This is a genomic window from Pseudomonas sp. PS01301 (genome assembly GCF_029960215.1).
Taxonomy (GTDB): Bacteria; Pseudomonadota; Gammaproteobacteria; order Pseudomonadales; family Pseudomonadaceae; genus Aquipseudomonas; species Aquipseudomonas coleopterorum.
The window spans coordinates 1-20,452 of sequence record NZ_JASCPM010000034.1 but is presented as its reverse complement, the minus strand read 5'-3'; the positions used below and the strand labels follow the sequence as shown (position 1 = coordinate 20,452).

15 protein-coding genes and 1 other RNA gene are annotated in these 20,452 nt (G+C 60.2%); 2 read left to right on the top strand and 14 right to left on the bottom strand.

Annotation, left to right across the window (positions count from 1 at the left end; genetic code table 11):
* Positions 1-45: 45 nt before the first annotated feature.
* The 8 genes from QMX89_RS16735 to rfbB all read right to left on the bottom strand — a co-directional run bounded on the left by QMX89_RS16735 (position 46) and on the right by rfbB (position 12,648).
* Positions 46-3,804 (bottom strand): glycosyltransferase, encoded by a 3,759-nt coding sequence (locus QMX89_RS16735; RefSeq protein ID WP_282349052.1) that lies wholly within the window; start codon positions 3,802-3,804, stop codon positions 46-48.
* Positions 3,804-5,471, bottom strand: a complete 1,668-nt coding sequence (locus QMX89_RS16730) for a methyltransferase domain-containing protein (RefSeq protein ID WP_282349051.1) — start codon at positions 5,469-5,471, stop codon at positions 3,804-3,806. Before QMX89_RS16730 ends, QMX89_RS16735 begins: the two co-directional genes overlap by 1 nt.
* Complete coding sequence (locus QMX89_RS16725; protein ID WP_049859406.1) at positions 5,468-6,685, bottom strand: ABC transporter ATP-binding protein; 1,218 nt, start codon at positions 6,683-6,685, stop codon at positions 5,468-5,470. Before QMX89_RS16725 ends, QMX89_RS16730 begins: the two co-directional genes overlap by 4 nt.
* Entirely contained in the window at positions 6,682-7,476 is a 795-nt protein-coding gene (locus QMX89_RS16720) for an ABC transporter permease (RefSeq protein WP_282349050.1), read from the bottom strand. Before QMX89_RS16720 ends, QMX89_RS16725 begins: the two co-directional genes overlap by 4 nt.
* 2 nt (positions 7,477-7,478) lie before the next feature.
* Positions 7,479-8,840 carry a phosphomannomutase gene (locus tag QMX89_RS16715; protein WP_282349049.1) on the bottom strand — a complete coding sequence of 454 codons (1,362 nt, stop codon included), beginning with the start codon at positions 8,838-8,840 and terminating at the stop codon, positions 7,479-7,481.
* A 141-nt stretch (positions 8,841-8,981) separates the two neighbouring features.
* The gene (locus QMX89_RS16710; RefSeq protein ID WP_282349048.1) at positions 8,982-10,427 is read right to left on the bottom strand and encodes a mannose-1-phosphate guanylyltransferase/mannose-6-phosphate isomerase; all 1,446 of its coding nucleotides are present in this window, start codon (positions 10,425-10,427) and stop codon (positions 8,982-8,984) included.
* Positions 10,428-10,684: 257 nt separating this feature from the next.
* Positions 10,685-11,581, bottom strand: coding sequence for a dTDP-4-dehydrorhamnose reductase (gene rfbD, locus QMX89_RS16705; RefSeq protein WP_282349046.1), 897 nt, complete (start codon positions 11,579-11,581; stop codon positions 10,685-10,687).
* Complete coding sequence (gene rfbB, locus QMX89_RS16700) at positions 11,578-12,648, bottom strand: dTDP-glucose 4,6-dehydratase (protein WP_282349043.1); 1,071 nt, start codon at positions 12,646-12,648, stop codon at positions 11,578-11,580. The genes rfbD and rfbB overlap by 4 nt, the downstream gene beginning before the upstream one ends.
* Before the next feature lie 372 nt (positions 12,649-13,020).
* Between rfbB and QMX89_RS16695 the strand changes: the two genes are divergently transcribed.
* Entirely contained in the window at positions 13,021-13,350 is a 330-nt protein-coding gene (locus tag QMX89_RS16695) for a YceK/YidQ family lipoprotein (RefSeq protein ID WP_134721926.1), read from the top strand.
* Positions 13,351-13,368: 18 nt separating this feature from the next.
* Here QMX89_RS16695 and QMX89_RS16690 read toward each other — a convergent pair whose 3' ends face one another.
* The 6 genes from QMX89_RS16690 to ffs form a co-directional block, all read right to left on the bottom strand.
* A complete protein-coding gene (locus QMX89_RS16690; protein ID WP_282349042.1) occupies positions 13,369-14,247 on the bottom strand; it encodes a PhzF family phenazine biosynthesis protein in 879 nt (292 codons plus the stop codon).
* Between the two features lie 341 nt (positions 14,248-14,588).
* The gene (recR, locus tag QMX89_RS16685; RefSeq protein WP_049859397.1) at positions 14,589-15,191 is read right to left on the bottom strand and encodes a recombination mediator RecR; all 603 of its coding nucleotides are present in this window, start codon (positions 15,189-15,191) and stop codon (positions 14,589-14,591) included.
* A 65-nt stretch (positions 15,192-15,256) separates the two neighbouring features.
* A complete protein-coding gene (locus QMX89_RS16680) occupies positions 15,257-16,291 on the bottom strand; it encodes an NADP-dependent oxidoreductase (protein ID WP_282349041.1) in 1,035 nt (344 codons plus the stop codon).
* A gap of 478 nt (positions 16,292-16,769) precedes the next feature.
* Positions 16,770-17,096, bottom strand: a complete 327-nt coding sequence (locus tag QMX89_RS16675) for a YbaB/EbfC family nucleoid-associated protein (RefSeq protein ID WP_043189078.1) — start codon at positions 17,094-17,096, stop codon at positions 16,770-16,772.
* A 74-nt stretch (positions 17,097-17,170) separates the two neighbouring features.
* Positions 17,171-19,288 carry a DNA polymerase III subunit gamma/tau gene (gene dnaX, locus QMX89_RS16670; protein ID WP_282349038.1) on the bottom strand — a complete coding sequence of 706 codons (2,118 nt, stop codon included), beginning with the start codon at positions 19,286-19,288 and terminating at the stop codon, positions 17,171-17,173.
* 216 nt (positions 19,289-19,504) lie between these two features.
* Positions 19,505-19,601, bottom strand: an RNA gene (ffs, locus tag QMX89_RS16665) — signal recognition particle sRNA small type.
* Between the two features lie 226 nt (positions 19,602-19,827).
* Between ffs and QMX89_RS16660 the strand changes: the two genes are divergently transcribed.
* Positions 19,828-20,310, top strand: a complete 483-nt coding sequence (locus tag QMX89_RS16660) for a GNAT family N-acetyltransferase (RefSeq protein ID WP_134721949.1) — start codon at positions 19,828-19,830, stop codon at positions 20,308-20,310.
* The last annotated feature ends 142 nt before the right edge of the window (positions 20,311-20,452 follow it).

Sequence of the window (20,452 nt, the reverse complement as noted above, 5' to 3'; positions counted from 1 at the left end):
ATTGATCATGAGTAGTATTTGCGATGATACTGAGCACCATATAGGTTATTTCCTACAATCGATAGGTTCAACTATCGGAGATAAGCTCTCATCGCTCAACGCAGCCTTCCACAGCTCTTCCGCACTCTGCTTCCAGGTCAGCCACGGCATCTCGTCGGAACGGATGGTCTTTCCTTCGGCATCGCTACGCACCCACTGCTGCACGGCATCGGCCAATGCTCGAGGCGCATCTCCATCAAAGAACGCAGCATGCTCGCCCGCCACTTCGTGGAACACCGGCAGCGATCGGGCGAGGATCGGCACCTTGTGCTGTGCGGCCTCGATCAGTGGCAGGCCGAACCCCTCGCCTTTCGATGCAGCCAACAGGCATGTCGACACCGAATAGACCGCCTCCAGGCCTTCGTCGCTGATCCCTTCGAGCCAGAACAACTGCTTGCCCCGCAGTGGGTGATTGCGCAAGCGCTCGACAAGCGCTTCGACCATCCAGCCTTGTTTGCCGATGATCACCAGGTTCAGGCGGTCACCTTCCTGCCATAGCAGCTCGAAGGCTTCGAGCACCTCAGCATGCCCTTTGCGCGGCTCCAGCGTGCCGACCATAAGGAACGAAGGGGCCTGTCGCAACTTGCCCAGTGTCTCTGATACATCACCCGCTACGCCTGTGGAGGGCACTGATTCGAGGATATCCGCCCCCAGATGAAACCACCCAAGTTTAGGCATGTGCCCCGCGGGAGGAGGATTGTTGCCCAACCATTGGGATAGATCGCCTTGCACCGCCTTCGAGATGCTCAACATGCCGTCGAAGCGAGTGACAACGCTGAGCCAATCGGTCAGCAAGCCGCCGCCGTGCGCCGGGAAGCAGTCCGGTAGCCCAAGGAGAAGCATGTCGTAGATCACGAACTGAATCTCGACGCCAACCCGATGCATATCGGTCAGCGACTGCACTTGGCTGGGCACGATGCTGGGTTGGAAATCCAAACCGATGAACATATCGCCGGGACCGAAGGTAATCGGTTCATCCACTAGAGCGTCCATTGGACAGTCCAAGAACCCGAGTGTGAAACGTCGAGCATAGAAATAGCCTGGTGCATCGGCTGTCGCATAGACCGGCTCGACGCGGTAGCCCTGCGGCGGATTGAGCAACCAGTGACGCAGAATGCTGCGCACCACGCGCTGAATACCACTGCGAGCATCGCGCTGACAGAGCTCGGAGATGTCTACGAACAGCTGCTTTTGATAGAACCTGGGCAGCAGCGAGCGATCGATGCTGTTGGCCAGCAAGGCGCGATCGTGGGCGTCTTGCGGCTGTGCGTCGAACTCCTCCAATGCCTGGATTAAAGAAGGTACGGAGTGCGCGTTGTCTGCATAGAAGTGCTCGATCGCGCGAACGTACTTGTCAGCACAGTAACGCGGAGAATGGTTGCTGTGGACCTCCGCCTTGCCTTTCTGAGACAACAGCGATCGCTCCTCGGAATCGCGCCTCAGACGCACCAGCGCTTCTGTCAGTTCAGCCACCTCGAAATCATCCGCCAGCTTCACCACGCACTGATCGGGCAAGTCCGCCATGCCTCCGTTGGCATTGGCTATGGTCGCCAGACCGTGGTTCATGCAGTCCAGAACCGTCGCGGACGTCTCGCCCCGGGAAAAGGTTCGTAACTGAACGCCGATGTCGGCCGCGACCAGATACGACTTGAAGGTCTTGTTGTCAGTCCAACCGGTGATCTTGACCCGCTCTCCACCACTCTGACTCTTGATCCGTTTGAGGATCTGCGCGCCGTACTCGCCGGTCTCGTTTTCGCCCACGAATATCAGCACGCATTTAGGGTCTGCGGCCATGGGTGAAGCCAGCCATGCGTCCAGAAGTCGGTCGTTGAGTTTGCTGGGGCCCAACAGGCCGAAGCTGCAGACGATGAAGTCGTAGCCATCGAGACCCAACGCTCGGCGCGCTGCGGTCTTGTCGGCCGGCATGCTGTGATCCGGCACTCGAAGCAGTGGCACGTACGCCCACTCGCTCTGATCACCCTCTCCATACCATTCGGTAGCCAGTCGCCGCGAGTGTTCTGAGTGAACGATGACCCCGACCGCATCACGCAGCACACTGAGATTGCATGGATACGCCCAGACAACCTCAGCCTTCTGTTCAACCTTGAATCGATCCTGCACTGCTTTGTAGCCATGCGCCGAATAGAGTTCATGGACCCAGAAGCCAGGCACGATGCTGTGAAATTCCAGATGCGCGACGATGCCCGAAAGAAAGAAATCGTGAAGAACGATAGCGCCTGGGATGCGTTTGATCAGCTCGAACATGTGCTGATGAAAGCTTGAATTGCCGAAGTGGTACAGGACCCGGTCGTACACGCGGTGATTACGTTGAAACCAGTCTACGGAGCGCACCTGGCAATTCGCATTGATCCACGCATTCGATATCTCATGCTGCGCAACAATCACATCGATATGGTAATGGCGCGCCAGTTCCGGCAACAGCTCTGCGCTGTAATCGCTGATACCGCTACGCTCAGGCGGCAGGGGTGACACGTAGGCAAGCCTGGGTCTGCGTACAGGATGACTGGCACCTTCACGGGTAGAAATATGGTCGGCTACGGCTCTTTCGAGCGCCTCTACCGCAAGAGCGGCCGTCTTTTCCCATGAAAATTTCGTGGCTTGAATCAGGCCATGACTTCGCAGCTTGCTACGGAAGTGTTCGTCAGTGAGGACCTGCTCAAGCTTCGCTGTAAACGCCTGTTGATCGCGTGGATCGAACAAAGCTTCGTCGAGCCCGATGACTTCCGGGACGCTGGAGGTATTGGCGCCGATGACAGCACAGCCACAGTGCATGGCCTCAAGTGCCGGCAAGCCGAATCCCTCGTGCCAGGATGGAAAAACGAACGCGTGGCAGAGGTTATAGAGCGCGACAAGATCCTCTTCCGACACAAAGCCAGTGAGCACGAGGTCACCTGGTTTCAGCCCGGATTTCTTGGCCAGCTCCAGCAGCCTGGCCTTGTCGTGCGGTTGCACCGAGCAGACGATCGCAAGTTGATAGTCAGCTCGCACGCTCTTCGGCAAGGTGGCAAAAGCAGTGATTAAGCCTTCGATATTCTTGCGGTGGTCGATCCCGCCCGTGTACATCAAAAACGGCCTGTCCAAGTCATGCCTGCCGAACAGTTCGCTGCGCTGGGCCTCGGACAGTTCGATTTGCTTGAATGGTGAGTCGGCGGCTGTGGAGATGTTGGTGACCTTGGCAGCGGGTAAAGAAAGGTATTTCAAGCCTTCGCTGCGTGAGGATTCCGAGATGGCCAGGACCGCGCTCGCGCTCCTCAGATGACCGATCTTGTTTTCATACCAGCGCTCAACGAGCGGGTTTTCCAGGTACGGTTCACGGTTGATCAGGGGAATCAGGTCATACAGCACAACGGCCGTGGGCACGTTGGAACTGAGCATTCCGACGCTGGTGACTACATTGTCGACAAGCCCTTCGAACAAGCTGCAGACCAGAACGATGGACGGATTGAGTGTCTCGAGAAACGCTTCTCTGACCAGCTCCGCAGCGCGGCGGCGTTTTTCGTTTGCGACGTTGATCTGCCCTACTTCACCGGGTGAATGCCACACCCTGATATTTTGCGCAGGGACCACGTCAGCCAGAGTGCGACGCAGCTCATCTATGCTTTCGCCGAACGCATCGTTGAGGACTACGATGACTTCGTGTTTACCCTGCGCGGCAATTGCCCGGGTCAACGACAGGCAGTAGCGACCGATACCGCGCTTGCGGTTTTCGGCCTGAGCACCCTGCAGGTCAATAACAATACGCATTACTTCTCAACCTTAGAATTAGCCGCGCTTTCCAACGCTTGGTAGATGGCATTGGCACGCTGAGTCTGTCGCTGCGAGCCCGGTGCAGGCTCGCCCTGCATAGTTACGTTGAAATCGGCCATGGGCGTGACGGCAGCAGCGTAAGGCTGGCTGGCGGAGCGATTACGCGCCATGTTGCTCAGCCGTTGGTGCAGACGCGGGAATTTCTTCAGGCCTCGGTTCAACTTCATGCTCAAGCGCGGGCGCGCCAGCACGAATCGAACGGCACGACTGGCCAGACCGCGAATGATCCCCTTGATCGTGTGTCGAGGTGACCTCAGAACGCGCCCAGCCGTTCGCCCGCAAAAGCGCAGCGGGGCCGTGAGACGCCATGAGGTGCTGGCCAACAGAGCGCGTTGATGCGATTCATAGGCAACGGCACGCGTGTACCAGAGGTGGGCATTGCCCAGCGACTCATCAAGCTGACGCTGCAGCTCAGCGGCACGCGCTTCGGCTGCTTCGCAGCGGACTTTGGCTTCGTTGCCACGAGCTTCGGCTTCCTCGTAGCATGCTTTCGCTTCGTTGCCACGGGCTTCAGCTTCTTTGTAGAACTCTTCGATTTCTTTAGAGCGCGCCTCGACGGTGCTGTACACCGCTTCGGCCTGAATGCGTTGAACCTCCAGACGAGCCGTCAGCTCTGCCTCTTTGGCCTGCGCTTCGGCTCTCACCAACTGCAATGCAGCTTCATGCAATTGGCCGTGCATTTCCTGCAGTTGCTCGTGCACTTGCCCATTTAGACGCTCGGTCAGCACGTCCAGCTTGTGGGCTCTGATCTCGAGTTCCAGTGTGCGATCGGAAACTTGACCGACCAGGCTTTCCAGCCACACCCCATGCTGAGCCTGTGCTTGGGATTGAGTGCGTATTTCTTCGATACTGTTCTGGCGAGCATGGTCGTAGCGCTGAGCCAACGCATCGAGCGCAAGCCCATAATCTTTGCCGAAAGCTTCGTCGAAGGCTTGAAGCTTTTCCAGTGCGGCCGCTTTTTGCGCCACGATGGCGTAGTCAGGGCTGACTGCAGACAGGACCGCAAGCAGGTCCACGGGATGATCCGGATTTTTGAGCTGATCGGGCTCCTGCAGGCGCAGGAGCTTGGAACGTGAGAAACCGGTGTAATCGGTGAGAAAACTCAACAGCAGATGGGGAATCGGCCGCTCGTGCGTAGGATCCAGGTAAAAGCCGTTGGTGCCTACCGCGATGTTCTCGGCATTCGGTGTCTCCAGTATCAACACACCGCCCGGGATCAGCACGCGTAGTGCTTCGGCTACGAGTGTTTGCAGGTCTGGAAAAGGAATGTGCTCAGCAATGTGGAAGCCGCTGACGATCGCCAGACTGTTGTCTTCCAAGGTCGCTAGATAGCTCAATGCATCATTCTGCTGAGCCGGAAGGCCACGCTCTTGGCAGGCTTCCAACATCCCTTCATCGAGATCAATACCATTGGCGTCAAAACCGCAGCCGATCAGAATCTCCAGCCACTCGCCACGACCGCACCCCAGGTCGGCCGCGCGGCGGGAGCCGTCGCCTTCCAGCAGTGGCGTGATGAAGGGCAGATAAACCTTCAAACGCTGACTGATCAGTTCCCGCGTACCTCGATGACGATCTTCGAATGCACGGTAGAAATTTTCACTCACTTGACGTACTCCACCACGGGCGGCAGCCACGAAACACCCACGAAGGGGGACCGGTTCACGTTGACCACGTTGAACACCAGGGCGTGGTCCCGCCACTCGTAGTTATGCGCCATATGGCTGTCGGTTGTATGCAATGCCACCGCTACGGAGTAGGAGCCCACGCCTAGATTCGCGTCGAAGGCGAATCGGTATTCGAGGGTATCGCCAGCCTGCTGTGCGGCCAACTTGCAGCCAAGATGGTGAGTGTTTGTTCCATAGACTTCCTGACCAAGGCGATCCTTGATCATGTAGCCCACTACCAGTTCAGGAATGGCGACATTGACGTCTACCTGAATCCGCAAGGTAACCGGCTCGCCAACGGGCACGTACTCGACGGCAGCACCGGTCGCGTCGGCCAGACTGACGCTCTTGATACTTGCCTCGGCCGAACCTGAACGGGTCTGCACGGCACCGCTGTCCAGAGTAACCACCTTGACTGTGGAATTCTCTTTTTCTGCAATGATCGCATTGTAGAAGTCCATGACTTCTTCCGGTGGACCATCCTTGATGACGGTGCCCGACTCCAGCAGGATGGCTCGGTTACACAAGCCCTGGATGGCGCCACGGTCATGGGAAACGATGAGAAGCGTCGTACCCTGCTGCTGGAATTCGCGAATCCTATCGAAACTTTTGTGCTGGAAGTAACTGTCGCCTACCGATAACGCTTCGTCGACGATAAGGATTTCTGGCCGGAAAGCAGTCGCGACCGCGAATGCCACGCGCATTTGCATGCCGCTCGAATAGGTGCGCACTGACTCATCGAAGTACTCGCCGATTTCTGCGAATGCTTCGATATCGTCGATGACCGTGTCCATCTGCTCGCCGCTGAAACCCATCAGGCCAGCCGCATGGTAAACGTTCTGACGACCGCTGAGTTCAGGGTTGAAGCCCATGCCTAACTCAAGAATAGCCGCAATACGGCCATTGACCTGGATGCTGCCTTCGGACGGCTGCAGGGTGCCGGTGATCATCTTGAGCAGCGTCGATTTGCCGGCGCCGTTCTGCCCGACAATGCCGATCGCCTCGCCCGGCTGGATATCGAAGCTCACGTGCTTGAGCACCCAATGCTCTTCGCTTGGAGCTACGGGAAGGAAGAACCATCTGGCAATACGCTGCCATTCGGAACGGTACGACCTGTAGGCTTTGCCTAGGTTATTGACGGTGAGCAGGCTCATAGTGCATCCACCATTTCAGCCGATGCTCGGCGGAAGAGGAACAGGCCCAGCAGCATCAAGCCGAACGCCAGGCCAAACGCAGACCAGATGTGATGCATGTCTGGTGATGTCCCATACACAAGTATATTTTGGTAGGAGGTCACGACCGGGTACATAGGGTTGTAGACCAACGCGCCGCGCAAGGCTTCGGGGATGATGTTCACCGAATACACGATAGGCGTGAACCAGAAGAGAATCTGCAGGACGATGGGCACGACTTGCCCGATATCACGAAGAAAAACGTTCAGCACGCCAAGTACCAGTCCGATACCGACGCCCAGGGCAACGACCGATAACGTCATTGGGATCAGCCAGAACATCTGCATCGTCGGAGCATGCCCAAGAATGGCGAACACCGCGAGCACTGCGACGAACAACAGCAAGTTGTTCAGAAGGCAGGAACCGACAACAATCACAGGCAAGGCGATGCGCGGGAAGCGCATCTTCTTCATGAGATTTCCGTTCTCAATGAAAATGGTCAGGCACCTGGAAACGATTTCGGAAAACAGATTCCAGGCCAACATACCGGCCATCAAATAGAGCGCATAAGCATATTTGTTGTCGATGCCTGGCAGCTTGGCTGCCAGGACGTTGGACAGGATGAGGGCATAGATTGCAACTTGCGCCAATGGATGAATGATCATCCAAAGGCCACCCAGACGGCTTCGAGCGAAACGGGCGATGAACTCGTTCTTGATCGAACTAACCACGAAGCTTCGGTATTCCCAAAGCCCTCTTAACATGCCAAACATAATTATCCTTTGATCAAACGCTCAATCTCAGCGACACGCTGAGCCACCAATTCTTCGCTGCCGCGGCTTTCCACGTTCAAACGCAGCAATGGCTCGGTGTTCGAACCCCGCAGGCTGAAACGCCAATCGGCGAACTCGACGCTGATGCCGTCGGTGCGGTCGACGCTGGGGTTCTGGGCGGTGTAGAACGCCAGGATCTTCTCGATGGAGCCTTTGACGTCGGCGACTTCGTAGTTGATCTCGCCGCTGCACGGGAACGCTGCGATGCGCTCGTCCACCAGTTGGGCCAGGGTCTTGCCGGTGACGCTCATCAACTCGGCGACCAGCAGCCACGGAATGTTACCGCTGTCGCAGTAGGCGAAGTCGCGGAAATAATGGTGGGCGCTCATCTCGCCGCCGTACACGGCGTCTTCGGCGCGCATGCGCTCCTTGATGAAGGCGTGGCCGGTCTTGCTCTGGATGGCGATGCCACCTGCGGCTTCGACCTGCTCGATGGTGTTCCAGGTCAGGCGCGGGTCGTGGATGATCTTGCTGCCGGGGTGCTTCTTCAGCAGCATTTCAGCCAACAGACCGACCAAGTAATAGCCCTCGATGAAGCGGCCCTTGTCGTCGAAGAAGAAGCAGCGGTCGAAGTCGCCGTCCCAGGCGATACCCATGTCGGCGCCGTTTTCCAGCAAGGCCTTGCGGGTCAGCTCGCGGTTTTCCGGCAACAGCGGGTTGGGCACGCCGTTGGGGAAGTTGCCGTCTGGCTCGCCATTGATGACGATCAGTTCCAGGGGCAGCTTGGTCTTGAGCAGTTCGATGGTCGGGCCCACGGCGCCGTTGCCGGGATCGGCCAGGACCTTGAGGGGCTTGAGCGAGTTGACGTCGATGTAGGTCAGCAGGTGCTCGATGTAGGCGCTCTTGTCGAACACTTCGCGAACGTGGCCTGCAGTGGCTGCCTTGTCGTCGAAGTTGCCGGCCTCTACGCGGGCACGGATGGCGTCCAGGCCGGTGTCGCCGCTGATCGGCTTGGAGTGCTCGCGCACCAGTTTCATGCCGTTGTAACCCTTGGGGTTATGGCTGGCAGTGATCATGATGCCGCCGTCGGCCTTGAGGTGGCTGGTGGCGAAATAGACTTCTTCGGTACCGCACAGGCCCAGGTCGAGCACGTCGGCGCCGGCCTCGGTCAGGCCCTTGATCAGGGCAGCGGCCAGGCCTGGGCTTTCCAGGCGCATGTCGCGCCCGACGACATAGGCTTTACCGTGCAGTTCGGAGACCAGCGCGCGACCGATGCGGTAGGCGATGTCGTCATTGAGGTCGGCGGGAACCTGGCCGCGGATGTCGTAGGCCTTGAAGCAACGGGTCTGAAGAGGGGGATACATGGCAATCGCTCGCTCTATGGGGCCGACGCGCAATCGGTGCGGACGTCGGTAGATTGGACGGTCGCTGACGAACGACCAGCACGATTCGGCCCCTGCGCATGTTTTTCGAACACGGGCAGAGGCCGAGGCGGAAGATGTCGGTCAGGCCTTGTCAACGCGGCCGTAGACGTCTTCGAAACGGACGATGTCGTCCTCACCGAGGTAGTCGCCGCTCTGCACTTCGATCAGGACCAGATCGATCACGCCCGGGTTTTTCAGGCGATGCTGGTGGCCGGCACGAATGAAGGTCGACTCGTTGGTGTTGAGCATCAGTTCGCGGTCGTCATTGACCACGACGGCCATGCCGCTGACCACGATCCAGTGCTCGCTGCGGTGGTGGTGCATCTGCAACGACAACGACGCCTGGGGCTTGACCACGATGCGCTTGATCTTGAAGCGCTCGCCCTCTTCCAGGGTGGTGTAGGTACCCCATGGACGGTGCACGGTGCGGTGCAGCTTGTGCAGGTGGTGACCGTTGGCCTTGAGCTGGCCGACGATGTGCTTGACGTCCTGGCAGTGATCCTTGTGGCTGATCATCAGCGCGTCCGGGGTGTCGATGACCAGCAGGTCATCGACGCCGACCAGCGCGGTCAGGCGGTCTTCGCTGTGGACGAAGTTGTTGCGGGCGTTGTGCGAAAGCACTTCGCCTTCGAAGCGGTTGCCCTGAGCATCGGCTTCAGTCAGTTCGCTGACCGCGTTCCACGAGCCGATGTCGCTCCAGCCGATGTCGCACGGCACGGTGGCGACCTTGTCCGAACGCTCCATCAGCGCGTAGTCGACCGAGATGTCCGGGACCTGGGCAAACGCATCCGCGTCCAGGGCCAGGCAGCGATAGTTCGGCGCTTCGCTCAGACGCGAGGCTTCCTTGACGGCTGTGGCGGCGGCCAGTACGTCCGGCGCATGTTTCTTCAATTCTTCGAGGACGGTGCCGACCTTGAAGCAGAACATGCCCGAGTTCCAGAAGTAGTTGCCGGCGGCTACGTAGCCCTTGGCGGTTTCCAGGTCTGGCTTCTCGACGAAACGGGCGACTTTCAGCGTGCCATCCAGGCCGGTGCCGACGCCGGCTTCGATGTAGCCGAAGCCGGTTTCAGGGTACTGCGGCTGAATGCCGAAGGTGACCAGCCAGCCATCAGCCGACAGCTTGACGGCCTTGGCGACGGCCGCGGCGAATGCGGCTTCGTTCTGGATCAGGTGGTCGGCTGCCAGCACCAGCATGTGTGCGTCGGGGCCGTGGGAATCATTGAGTTGCAGTGCGGCCATGGCGACGGCAGCTGCGGTGTTGCGGCCGAAGGGCTCAAGGATGAAGCCCTGGGCGTGGCCAGTCTTGTTGACGGTGCGGTATTCGTCTTCGGTCTTGAACAGCAGTTCGCGGTTGGTGACGGTCAGCACTTCGGACACGCCTTCGAGCTTGGCGGCGCGCAGGAAGGTTTTTTGAATCAGGTTCTGGCCGTCGGGCAGCGCCATGAATGGCTTGGGATGGGCCTCGCGGGACACGGGCCACAACCGGCTGCCAACGCCGCCGGAAAGAATAACGGGGATCAGGTTCATGCGTATTGGATCCTTTGTTTGCCGGTGTAGCGGCACTGTGAAATCGATCTGTAGACCGTCTGTACATGGGGTAGATCACCCCTGCGCATCGAAGATCTGGCGGCTCCCTGCGCCGCAGACAACATATACGTCAAACCCCTAAAACCGCTCGCTGCTGATGAGTCAAGGAAGTGGCGGCTAGAATATCAGGAAATCCGGGGCCAAGCGCAAATCGTTCGCGCTTGGACAGCTGACCCGGCACGGTAGTTCAGCGACCATCACCTAGCGCTGATTTCTGCCAGCATGCGCTTAACTCCAAGCTCCCAATGAGGCAGCTCCAGGCCGAAACGCTCGGTCAGTTTGCTGGTATCGAGGCGCGAGTTCAGTGGACGTCGGGCGGGCGTCGGGTAGGCGCTGGTAGGAATGGCGTCGACCGTTTCCACAGCCAGCTTGGTGCCTTGGCTGCGGGCGTTTTCAATGACCAGCTTGGCGAACGCATGCCAGGACGTTTCGCCACTGGCCGCCAGGTGATAGGTACCTGCCAGGTCGGGTTGGGCCAGCGCCTTGGGAATCGCATGGGCCACGACGTCGGCCAGGAGCTCGGCGCCGGTGGGTGCGCCGATCTGATCGCTGATGACGCTCATGCTCTTGCGGTCCTTGGCTAGGCGCAGCATGGTCTTGGCGAAATTGTTGCCCCGTGGGGCATAGACCCAACTGGTGCGGAAGATCAGGTGCTTGCAGCCGGAGTGGCGAATGGCTTCCTCACCGGCCAGCTTGCTGGCACCGTAGTAGTTGACCGGCGCCGTGGTGTCGGTTTCGCGCCATGGTCGGTCGCCGCTGCCATCGAACACGTAGTCGGTGGAGTAATGCACCAGCCAGGCGTCCAGGCCCAGCGCTTCACGGGCGAGCACGGCGCTGGCTTGGTGGTTGATCAAGTCAGCAGCTTGTTTCTCACTTTCGGCCTTGTCCACGGCGGTGTAGGCAGCGGCGTTGACGATCACGTTCGGCGCGATGCGTCGTACCGTCTCAGCCAAACCTTCAAGTGCCGCCAGGTCTCCGCAGAGACCGGCCTCATCGATGTTCCTGCCCAGCGCGACTACCTTGCCCAGCGGCGCCAACGCACGCTGCAGCTCCCAACCCACCTGACCGTTCTTACCCAGGAGCAATATTTTCACAGTTCACGCCCTTGATAATTCGTATCGATCCATTGCTGGTAGGCGCCGCTCTTCACGCGGTTCACCCATTCGGGATTATCCAGATACCACTGCACGGTCTTGCGGATACCCGACTCGAACGTTTCTACCGGCGTCCAGCCCAGCTCGCGCTGGATCTTGCTGGCGTCGATGGCGTAGCGAACGTCATGGCCGGGGCGATCTTGTACGTGGGTGATCAATTGCGCATGCGGACGATGGGGTGACTGCGGGCAGAGCTCGTCGAGCAAGGCGCAGACCGTGTGCACGACTTCGATGTTCTGTTTTTCGTTGTGACCGCCGATGTTGTAGGTCTCCCCTACTTCACCTTTGGTCACCACTTGATACAGAGCCCGTGCGTGGTCTTCGACATAAAGCCAGTCGCGAATTTGATTACCTTTGCCATAAATGGGGAGCGCTTTGCCTTCCAGGGCATTGAGGATGATCAGCGGAATGAGTTTTTCCGGGAAGTGGCACGGCCCATAGTTGTTTGAACAGTTGGTGACCAGCGTCGGCAGGCCGTAGGTGCGCTGCCAGGCGCGGACCAAGTGATCGGAGCTGGCCTTGCTCGCCGAATATGGCGAGCTCGGCTGGTACGGCGTAGTTTCGGTGAACAGGTCTTCGGGCCCTTCCAGGTCGCCATAGACTTCATCGGTGGAGATGTGGTGGAAGCGAAACGCTGCCTGCTGTTCGGCATCGAGCTGCGACCAGTACTGGCGCGCGGCTTCGAGCAGCGTGTAGGTGCCAATGACGTTGGTTTCGACGAAAGCCGCAGGCCCGGTGATCGAGCGATCGACATGGGATTCGGCGGCTAGGTGCATGACGCGGTCGGGGCGATGCTCGGCGAACACCCGATCCATTTGCGCCCGGTCGCAGATATCGACGTGCTCGAAGGCGTAGCGCGGTGTGCGCTCGCTGCCCATGAGGGAATCCAGGTTGCCGGCGTAGGTCAGTTTATCGACATTGACCACCGCGTCGTCGGTATTCGCCAGGATATGGCGAATAACTGCCGAGCCAATGAAGCCTGCACCACCGGTTACAAGGATTTTCACGTTAAACAACACCATCGAGTGGAAGAAGGGACGCGCTGTATCGATTCAGAACGCGTTTGTCGTAGGCAAAACCGCGCGAAGCCAGATGATACCAAACCACCCAAGGCGTGTCCGCACGGGACGTGCGGGCCGCGAGGCAGGTCTGTAACGCCGCTTGAACACACTGGCGGAAAAGATGTTACTGGAGGTAACCAGCATAGCTTGTAACGCGCAATGTGGCTCTGCGGTCGGATTTCGCGAGGCTATGGACAACGTCTTTTGCACTTTCGTAAATGATCGTTCCATTCATCTGACGAAAGGCACCTTTCGGGCATCGGTAAACGGTTCGAAAGAAACGGTTATAGTGCGGGCCTCACACAAGGAGTGACAGGTATGAAAGCGGTAGCAGGCATGGTTTTAGGGGCTTTGCTCGCGGGTTGCGGCACCATCAATACGGTGTTTCGCGACGACGTTGTGACCAGTGACAAACTCAAGGAAGCGAAGTCGTTCTGCGGCGCGGTGCCGCGCGTCTACAGCGGCGTGATGTACGACTTCTGCTTGCTCAACGGCGAGGCACCAACGCCCAGCCGACCTGGCAGCGGGCCGGAGATTGGTTTCGTGGGGATAGACATGGCCATTTCGGCCGTCACCGATACCTTGATGCTGCCCTATACGCTGTACCGGCAGCACACCGATGGCAGCATTGAAGTGGTGGGTGGCTGACCGCCTTTCGGTCAGCGTTCAAGGATCAAGAGAGCCGTCGAGGCAAGTGACGCAGGCACCGGTGACCTTTATCGACTGGTCGGTGATCGAGAGGTGCAGCTTGCCGGCGCGCCCCAGCGCCGCGCCTTGGGCGACGCGCAGTTGTGAACCCAGCGAGGTGGTTTGACCGGTTGCACGAATGAAGGCGGCGACCGCCCCGCTGCCGCTGCCACAGGCGGCGTCTTCAGTGATGCCGCAGGTGGGCGCGAACGTGCGTACTTCGATGTGCTCGTTACTGCCTTCGGGGTGCGGGCCGAAGATCACCACACCGGTGGTACTGGTGCGGTGATCGTTGATAGCCATGCGCGCCAGGTCGGGTATGACGGCCAGCACGGTTTGCGCATCGCGCAGTTGCACCACCAGCCAGCGCGGGCCGACGGTCACGAAACAGGGCCGGCGATCGCGCACCACGCTCACGCCGAGCACGGCCTGCAATTCGCGATGGTCGCTGTCGTTGACCGGCTGGATGGTGGCCGGTGGCAGTTCGAAGGTGATCAGTTGCGAGCCGTCGGTGCCCCGTGCGATGTCGACATCGATCAGGCCTGCAACGCATTCCTGCACCAGCTTGCCGTTGCGAGGCTCGATGAGTCCGGCTTCGATCAACGCGTGGGCACTGCCGATGGTGGCGTGGCCTGCGAATGGCAGCTCGCAATTGGGCGTGAAGATGCGCAGACGGTAGTCCGCATCGGAACGTGTGGCGGGCAATACGAAGGCGGTTTCGGACAGGTTGTTCCAGTGGGCGATCTGCTGCATCTGCTCGCGCGTCAGGCTTTCGGCCTGCAGGACGACCGCCAGAGGGTTGCCCTTGAATCGCTGGGTGGTGAAGACGTCGACTTGCTTGAACGCTAAGCGGTGCATGGTCGGCCCTGCAGATGGGTGTGTGGAGGCAGTGATAAGGCGATTTTCTGTAGCAGCGGCGCGAGCCGCGTCCGGCGACGGCGCGTTTGTTCAGGCCCACCGCATGTACCGCCGACGCGGCTTGCGCCGCTGCTACAGGGATCGTGGGAGCCCGGTGATGACGCGTTCCGGTTCACCGCGCGTACCGCCGACGCGGCTTGCGTCGCTGCTACAGGTTACCGGTTCGCCCGGTCTTTGTAGCAGCGGCGCGAGCCGCGTCCGGCGACGGCGCGTTCGTTCAGGCCCACCGCGTGTGCCGCCGACGCGGCTTGCGCCGCTGCTACGGGGGCTATGGTAACCGGTTACAAGGTGATTGGTCTGCGGCCAGAGAAAGAATGGGCCAGGGTACCGCCGTCTACCAACTCCAATTCGCCACCCAATGGAACACCGTGAGCGATGCGTGATGCGACCAGACCTTTTTTCGCCAACAGCTGAGCGATGTAGTGAGCGGTGGCTTCGCCTTCGACGGTTGGATTGGTGGCCAGGATGACTTCGGCGAAGGTGCCCTGCTCGTCTATGCGTGCCATCAGTTGCGGAATACCGATCGCTTCCGGCCCGAGCCCATCCAGAGGCGACAGATGCCCCTTGAGCACGAAGTAGCGGCCGCGGTAACCCGTCTGCTCTACAGCATAGACGTCCATCGGCCCTTCCACCACGCACAGCAGCGTGTCGTCGCGCCGGGGGTCGGCGCATTGCGGGCAGAGTTCTTCTTCGGTGAGGGTACGGCACTGGCGGCAATGGCCGACGCCTTCCATGGCCTGACTCAGCGCCTGGGCCAATCGACTGCCGCCGCTGCGGTCGCGCTCGAGGAGCTGCAAGGCCATGCGCTGGGCGGATTTCTGACCGACGCCAGGCAAGGTGCGCAGGCTATCGATCAGTTGGCGGATCAGTGGACTGAAGCTCATGGAAGGCGGCCTGAGGTGACGACGAGACGCGGTTTATACCCGCGCCTCTGGACCACGTCAAATGATCAAGCGTCGGAAACCTTGACCACCAGCTTGCCGAAGTTGTGCCCTTGCAGCAGGCCGATGAAGGCCTCCGGTGCGCGCTCCAGGCCGTCGACCACGTCTTCGCGGAATTTGATCTTGCCGTCACGAACCCACGGCACCATGGCCGAGAAGAATTCGGCATGGCGATCGCCGAAGTCGTCGAACACGATGAAGCCCTGCATGCGGATGCGCTTGGTCAGCAGCATGCGCGGCAGCAGCGCGAAGCGATCCGGGCCTTCGGGCAGGTCGGTGGCGTTGTAACCGGCGATCAGGCCGCACACCGGAATGCGCGCGCGGGCGTTGAGCAGCGGCATGACGGCATCGAAGACTTTGCCGCCGACGTTTTCGAAGTAGATGTCGATGCCTTTGTCGCAGGCCTTGGCCAAGTCATCGGCGAAGGTGTCGCTCTTGTGGTCGACGCAGGCGTCGAAGCCCAGCTCCTCTACAACGTAGCGGCATTTTTCCGGACCACCAGCGATACCAACGACCTTGAGGCCTTTGATCTTGCCGACCTGCCCTACCACCGAGCCGACAGCGCCGGAAGCTGCGGCGACCACGAGTGTTTCGCCTTCCTTGGGCTGGCCGATGTGGGTCAGGCCCATGTAGGCGGTCATACCGGGCATGCCAAGGACGCCGAGCGCCATGGAAGGGCTGGGGATGCCGGCAGGCAGCGGCGTGAGGTTGCTGCCGTCGGAGATGCAGTGGGTCTGCCAGCCAGTCATACCGACGACCAGATCGCCTTCACGGAATTTGGGGTGCTTGGACGTTTCCACGCGGCTGACGGTGCCACCCGTCATGACGTCGTCGATTTCGACGGGAGCGGCGTAGGAAGGCGCGTCGCTCATGCGGCCACGCATGTAGGGGTCCAGGGACAGATACAGGGTGCGTAGCAGAACTTGGCCGTCTTCGAGATCCGGCAAGGCTTCGCGCTCCAGGCGGAAATTTTCCGGCGTGGGTACACCGGTAGGGCGGGAAGCAAGGACGAAGCGCTGGTTGAGGGTCAGGTCTTGGGACATTGCGGGGTATTCCTTGAGCAAGTGGCTATAGGAAAAGGACAGCGAGGGGTGCCGGGATGTTCAAACGGGTGATGGTTGGAGCAAAAGATGGGGTGGTTGTAGGTGAGGAGATTGTGTGGGGCAAGTGAGTTGCGGAAGCAGATGAATTGTGGAAGCAGATGAATTGTGGAAGCAGATGAATTGTGGGAGCAGATGGATTGTGGGAGCGGGCTCTGCCCGCGAAGCGAACGCCGCGGTATGCCTGCTAAACCTCGGCGCGGCCTTCGCGGGCAGAGCCCGCTCCCACAGGGATCGCGGTACCCTTGTAGCAGCGGCGCAAGCCGCGTTGGCGGTGCATGCGGTCTGTCGGATGCACTACAGCACGGCCTTCGCGGGCAGAGCCCGCTCCCACAGGGATCGCGCTGCCTGTGTAGCAGCGGCGCGAGCCCCACAGTGACCCGGATACAAAAATGCCAGGCTTGGTGCCTGGCATTTTGTTTTAGAACGGCATCTTGAAGCCTGGCGGCAGCTGCATGCCGGAGGTCATGCCGGACATCTTGTCCTGACTGTTGGCCTCGATCTTGCGCACGGCGTCGTTGACGGCGGCAGCGATGAGGTCTTCCAGCACGTCTTTGTCTTCCTGCATCAGGCTGTCGTCCAGGCTGACGCGCTTGACGTCATGGCGGCCGGTCATCACCACGCTCACCAGGCCTGCGCCCGATTGGCCGGTCACTTCGGCCTTGGCCAGCTCTTCCTGCATCTGAGCCATTTTTTCCTGCATCTGCTGGGCCTGCTTCATCAGGCCGGCCATGCCACCTTTCATCATGGGATTCACCTCAAAGGTCAATGGGTATGACCGCGCAGTGCCAGAAGCATCCTGCGCGGGTTCGGGTAGGTTGCTTAACGCGTTGGGCTGGCCACCGCTTCGACTGGTTCAATCGTATCGTTGCGAATGATGGCACCGAACTGTTGCAGCATTTGTTGAATGTACGGGTCCTGCTGAATCGACTGCTCGGCATCGGCCTGGCGATTGGCACGCCAGCGCGCCGCTGCCTGGGCTGGGGTTTCCTGTTCCGGGCGGATCAGCTCGATGGTCAGGCTGATCGTGCGCTCGTGATACTGGTTCAGCGCATCGTTCAGCCGGCGCTGCTGGGTGCTGTTGAACAAGGCGCTGTGGGCCGGATCCAGGTGCAGCAGCCAGTCGTCACCTTCGACGGCGATCAATGTGCAGTTGGCGGCGATGCTGCCGGTCATGCCCGAAATCGGCAGCTTCGGGAACAGTTCGAGCCATTGCAGGGCTAGACCGGTGGCAGGCTGCGCGGCGGGCAGCACCTCGGGTTCCGCTTCGACTGGCGCGTCGTGAACGGTTTCGCTGGCCAGTTCGTCGAGGTAGCTGTAGGCGGCGCCATCGGTTTCCGGGGCGTAGTAGTCTTCGTCGAGCGGTGGCTCGTCGTCGCGTTCCATGCCGGCGGGGATGTAGTCGACTGGGTCGGTGTCGTCAGCGGGCGGTGTTGCTTCGGTTTCCGGGGCATCGGGTACGGCGCTGGCGGGCGTGGGGGCCGGCATGGGCGTGAGTGCCGGTTGCTCGCCGACGACGTCGAGGATCGGCTCTGGCGCCGGGGCGGCGACGGGCGTTACAGGGTCGTTCCAGGGGAGGTCGATGGGTTCTGCGGTTGTCGCTTGAACCGGGGTGGATTCTTCGCGGGCAGAGCCCGCTCCCACAGGTGGCGGCGCTGGTGCGGCGCGGTCGTTCTGGGGGGCCGCGGTGGGTTCTTCGCGGGCAGAGCCCGCTCCCACAGGGTCCGGGTCCGCGGGGGCTACGGTTGGAGATTGTGGCTCCACAGGAGACGAGACTGCCACGGGTTGGGTGGAATCAACTGTGGCCTGGCTGATCCCCACTGTCTTTAGGGGTTGATCGGGCCCATCGCTGGTGCCTGCCGGGCGGAACGCGAGCATGCGCAGCAGGACCATTTCGAAGCCGCCTCTCAGCTCCGGGGCCAAAGGCAGGTCGCGGCGGCCGATCAGACCCATCTGGTAATAGAACTGCACATCCTCGGCCGGCAGCGCCTGGGCCAGGGCCAGCACGCGATCACGATCACCCTGGCCGTTGTCGACCGCTTCGGGCAGCGCCTGGGCGATCGCCACGCGGTGCAGCACGTTGAGCATTTCGGCCAGCACGCCGTTCCAGTCGGGCCCCTGCTCCGCCAGATGGCGCACGGCCTCGAGCAGCGCACGCGCATCGCCATCGAGCAGTGCCTGCAACACGCCATACACCTGACCGTGGTCCAGGGTGCCGAGCATCGCTCGCACATCGGCTGCCAGCACCTTGCCTTCGCCGAAGGCAATGGCCTGGTCGGTCAGGCTCATGGCGTCACGCATCGAGCCATCGGCGGCGCGGCCCAGCAACCACAGCGCATCGTCTTCGAACGGCACGTTCTCCACACCCAGCACATGGCTCAAGTGCTCGACCACGCGCTCTGGGGTCATGTTCTTCAGCGAGAACTGCAGGCAGCGCGAAAGAATGGTCGCAGGCAGTTTCTGCGGATCGGTGGTGGCGAGGATGAACTTGACGTAGGGCGGCGGCTCTTCCAGCGTCTTCAGCAGCGCGTTGAAGGAGTGGCTGGACAGCATGTGCACTTCGTCGATCAGGTAGACCTTGAAGCGCCCGCGGCTGGGGGCGTACTGGACGTTGTCGAGCAGCTCGCGGGTGTCTTCGACCTTGGTCCGGCTCGCGGCGTCGATCTCGATCAGATCGACGAAACGACCCTCGTCGATCTCGCGGCAGACCGAGCACTCACCACAGGGCGTGGACGTGATGCCCGTCTCGCAGTTGACGCATTTGGCGATGATCCGCGCGATGGTGGTCTTGCCCACCCCCCGGGTGCCGGTGAACAGGTAGGCGTGATGCAGCCGCTGGTTGTCCAGCGCATTGATCAATGCCTTGAGCACATGGGTCTGGCCGACCATTTCGCGGAACGAGCGCGGACGCCATTTACGTGCAAGAACCTGATAACTCATCGAAAACCGTCGCGACATGAAAGCGGAAGACCGCCAATGCTAATGGAGCAGGGCCAAAATTGCATCCGTGCCCTGCGCTATTGCTGCGTCGAGTCGTAAAAACCCAGGCGAAAGCTGGCGAAGACGATTGATCGCACGAGACGAGGAGATGGATGGTGACTTGAGGTGGGCATTGCGATGAACCCGTGCAACGACGAATTCGGAAAGAGGTGGCGACCCTACCAGCCACACCCCGGCACACAATGTTCCCGCTGTGGCTGCTTCCTTCCGGATCTGACCAGGTTCACGGGTAATCGTTGCGGGGGGACCGGCAGGGTCACCATAACGACACTCGCTGGGTAGCGAGCGGGGGCCATTGTACCGGTCCTGACGGAAGTTACAACCCGTGGCGCAAGATAAAATTTCGAGGGCCTTCAGGGACTTGGCGTGGCGTGCATGTTGAGGATCATCTTCGCAGGCGTTTGTTTGCGCGCAAGTGAAGCGACAGACGGCATGTGAATTGGTAACGTCGCCACATGTCCCTTGCCTGGTTGTCTGCGATGAATGTTCTGATGCCCTACCCCGACTTGTCTCCAGATCAGATGCACCAGTTGATGGAGATCGAGATTCGTCCTGAGCAGAAGAGGTATTCGGGCGATGTGGACATGGCGCTGTATACGCTGCTGGGCTGCCTGGACGGTGAAATCCGGGGCTTTGCCCTGCTGGTGGATGAAGTACCCAAAGCGTTTCTATTGCTCAAGCACGGGCGATATGTACCGGAGTGGGCTGACCCGCAAGCGGTGACGTTGCATGCGCTGCAGGTGGATTGGCGGATGCAGGGGCGCGGGCTGGGTCGGGCGTGCCTGGAGGGTCTGCCGGAGGCCGCGAGGGGCGCGTGGCCTGGGGTCAAGCAGCTGGAGTTGTCGGTGGATGCCGATAATGTGGCGGGTATTGGTTTGTATAAGGCGTTGGGGTGGGTGGATCGTGGTGAGGCTTATCGTGGGCGGATTGGTTTCGAGCGCAGGTTTGTACTGGAGCTTTAGGGGGACGCTGTTGGTTTTGAAGTGAATCTGAGCAAGAGCCGGTAATTGTGGGAGCGGGCTCTGCCCGCGAAGGCGTCGGGATGGGCGATGCACAGTTTGGAAGATGTGGTGATTGGGAGGTTCTCTTCGCGGGCCGCGACCG

Excerpts from the sequence above, each read along its gene's own strand:
- QMX89_RS16735 (WP_282349052.1), bottom strand. The coding sequence starts at position 3,804 with ATGCGTATTGTTATTGACCTGCAGGGTGCTCAGGCCGAAAACCGCAAG.
- QMX89_RS16725 (WP_049859406.1), bottom strand. The coding sequence starts at position 6,685 with ATGAGCCTGCTCACCGTCAATAACCTAGGCAAAGCCTACAGGTCGTAC.
- QMX89_RS16720 (WP_282349050.1), bottom strand. The coding sequence starts at position 7,476 with ATGTTTGGCATGTTAAGAGGGCTTTGGGAATACCGAAGCTTCGTGGTT.
- QMX89_RS16715 (WP_282349049.1), bottom strand. The coding sequence starts at position 8,840 with ATGTATCCCCCTCTTCAGACCCGTTGCTTCAAGGCCTACGACATCCGC.
- QMX89_RS16710 (WP_282349048.1), bottom strand. The coding sequence starts at position 10,427 with ATGAACCTGATCCCCGTTATTCTTTCCGGCGGCGTTGGCAGCCGGTTG.
- QMX89_RS16695 (WP_134721926.1), top strand. The coding sequence starts at position 13,021 with ATGAAAGCGGTAGCAGGCATGGTTTTAGGGGCTTTGCTCGCGGGTTGC.
- QMX89_RS16690 (WP_282349042.1), bottom strand. The coding sequence starts at position 14,247 with ATGCACCGCTTAGCGTTCAAGCAAGTCGACGTCTTCACCACCCAGCGA.
- recR (WP_049859397.1), bottom strand. The coding sequence starts at position 15,191 with ATGAGCTTCAGTCCACTGATCCGCCAACTGATCGATAGCCTGCGCACC.
- QMX89_RS16680 (WP_282349041.1), bottom strand. The coding sequence starts at position 16,291 with ATGTCCCAAGACCTGACCCTCAACCAGCGCTTCGTCCTTGCTTCCCGC.
- QMX89_RS16675 (WP_043189078.1), bottom strand. The coding sequence starts at position 17,096 with ATGATGAAAGGTGGCATGGCCGGCCTGATGAAGCAGGCCCAGCAGATG.
- dnaX (WP_282349038.1), bottom strand. The coding sequence starts at position 19,288 with ATGAGTTATCAGGTTCTTGCACGTAAATGGCGTCCGCGCTCGTTCCGC.
- QMX89_RS16660 (WP_134721949.1), top strand. The coding sequence starts at position 19,828 with ATGAATGTTCTGATGCCCTACCCCGACTTGTCTCCAGATCAGATGCAC.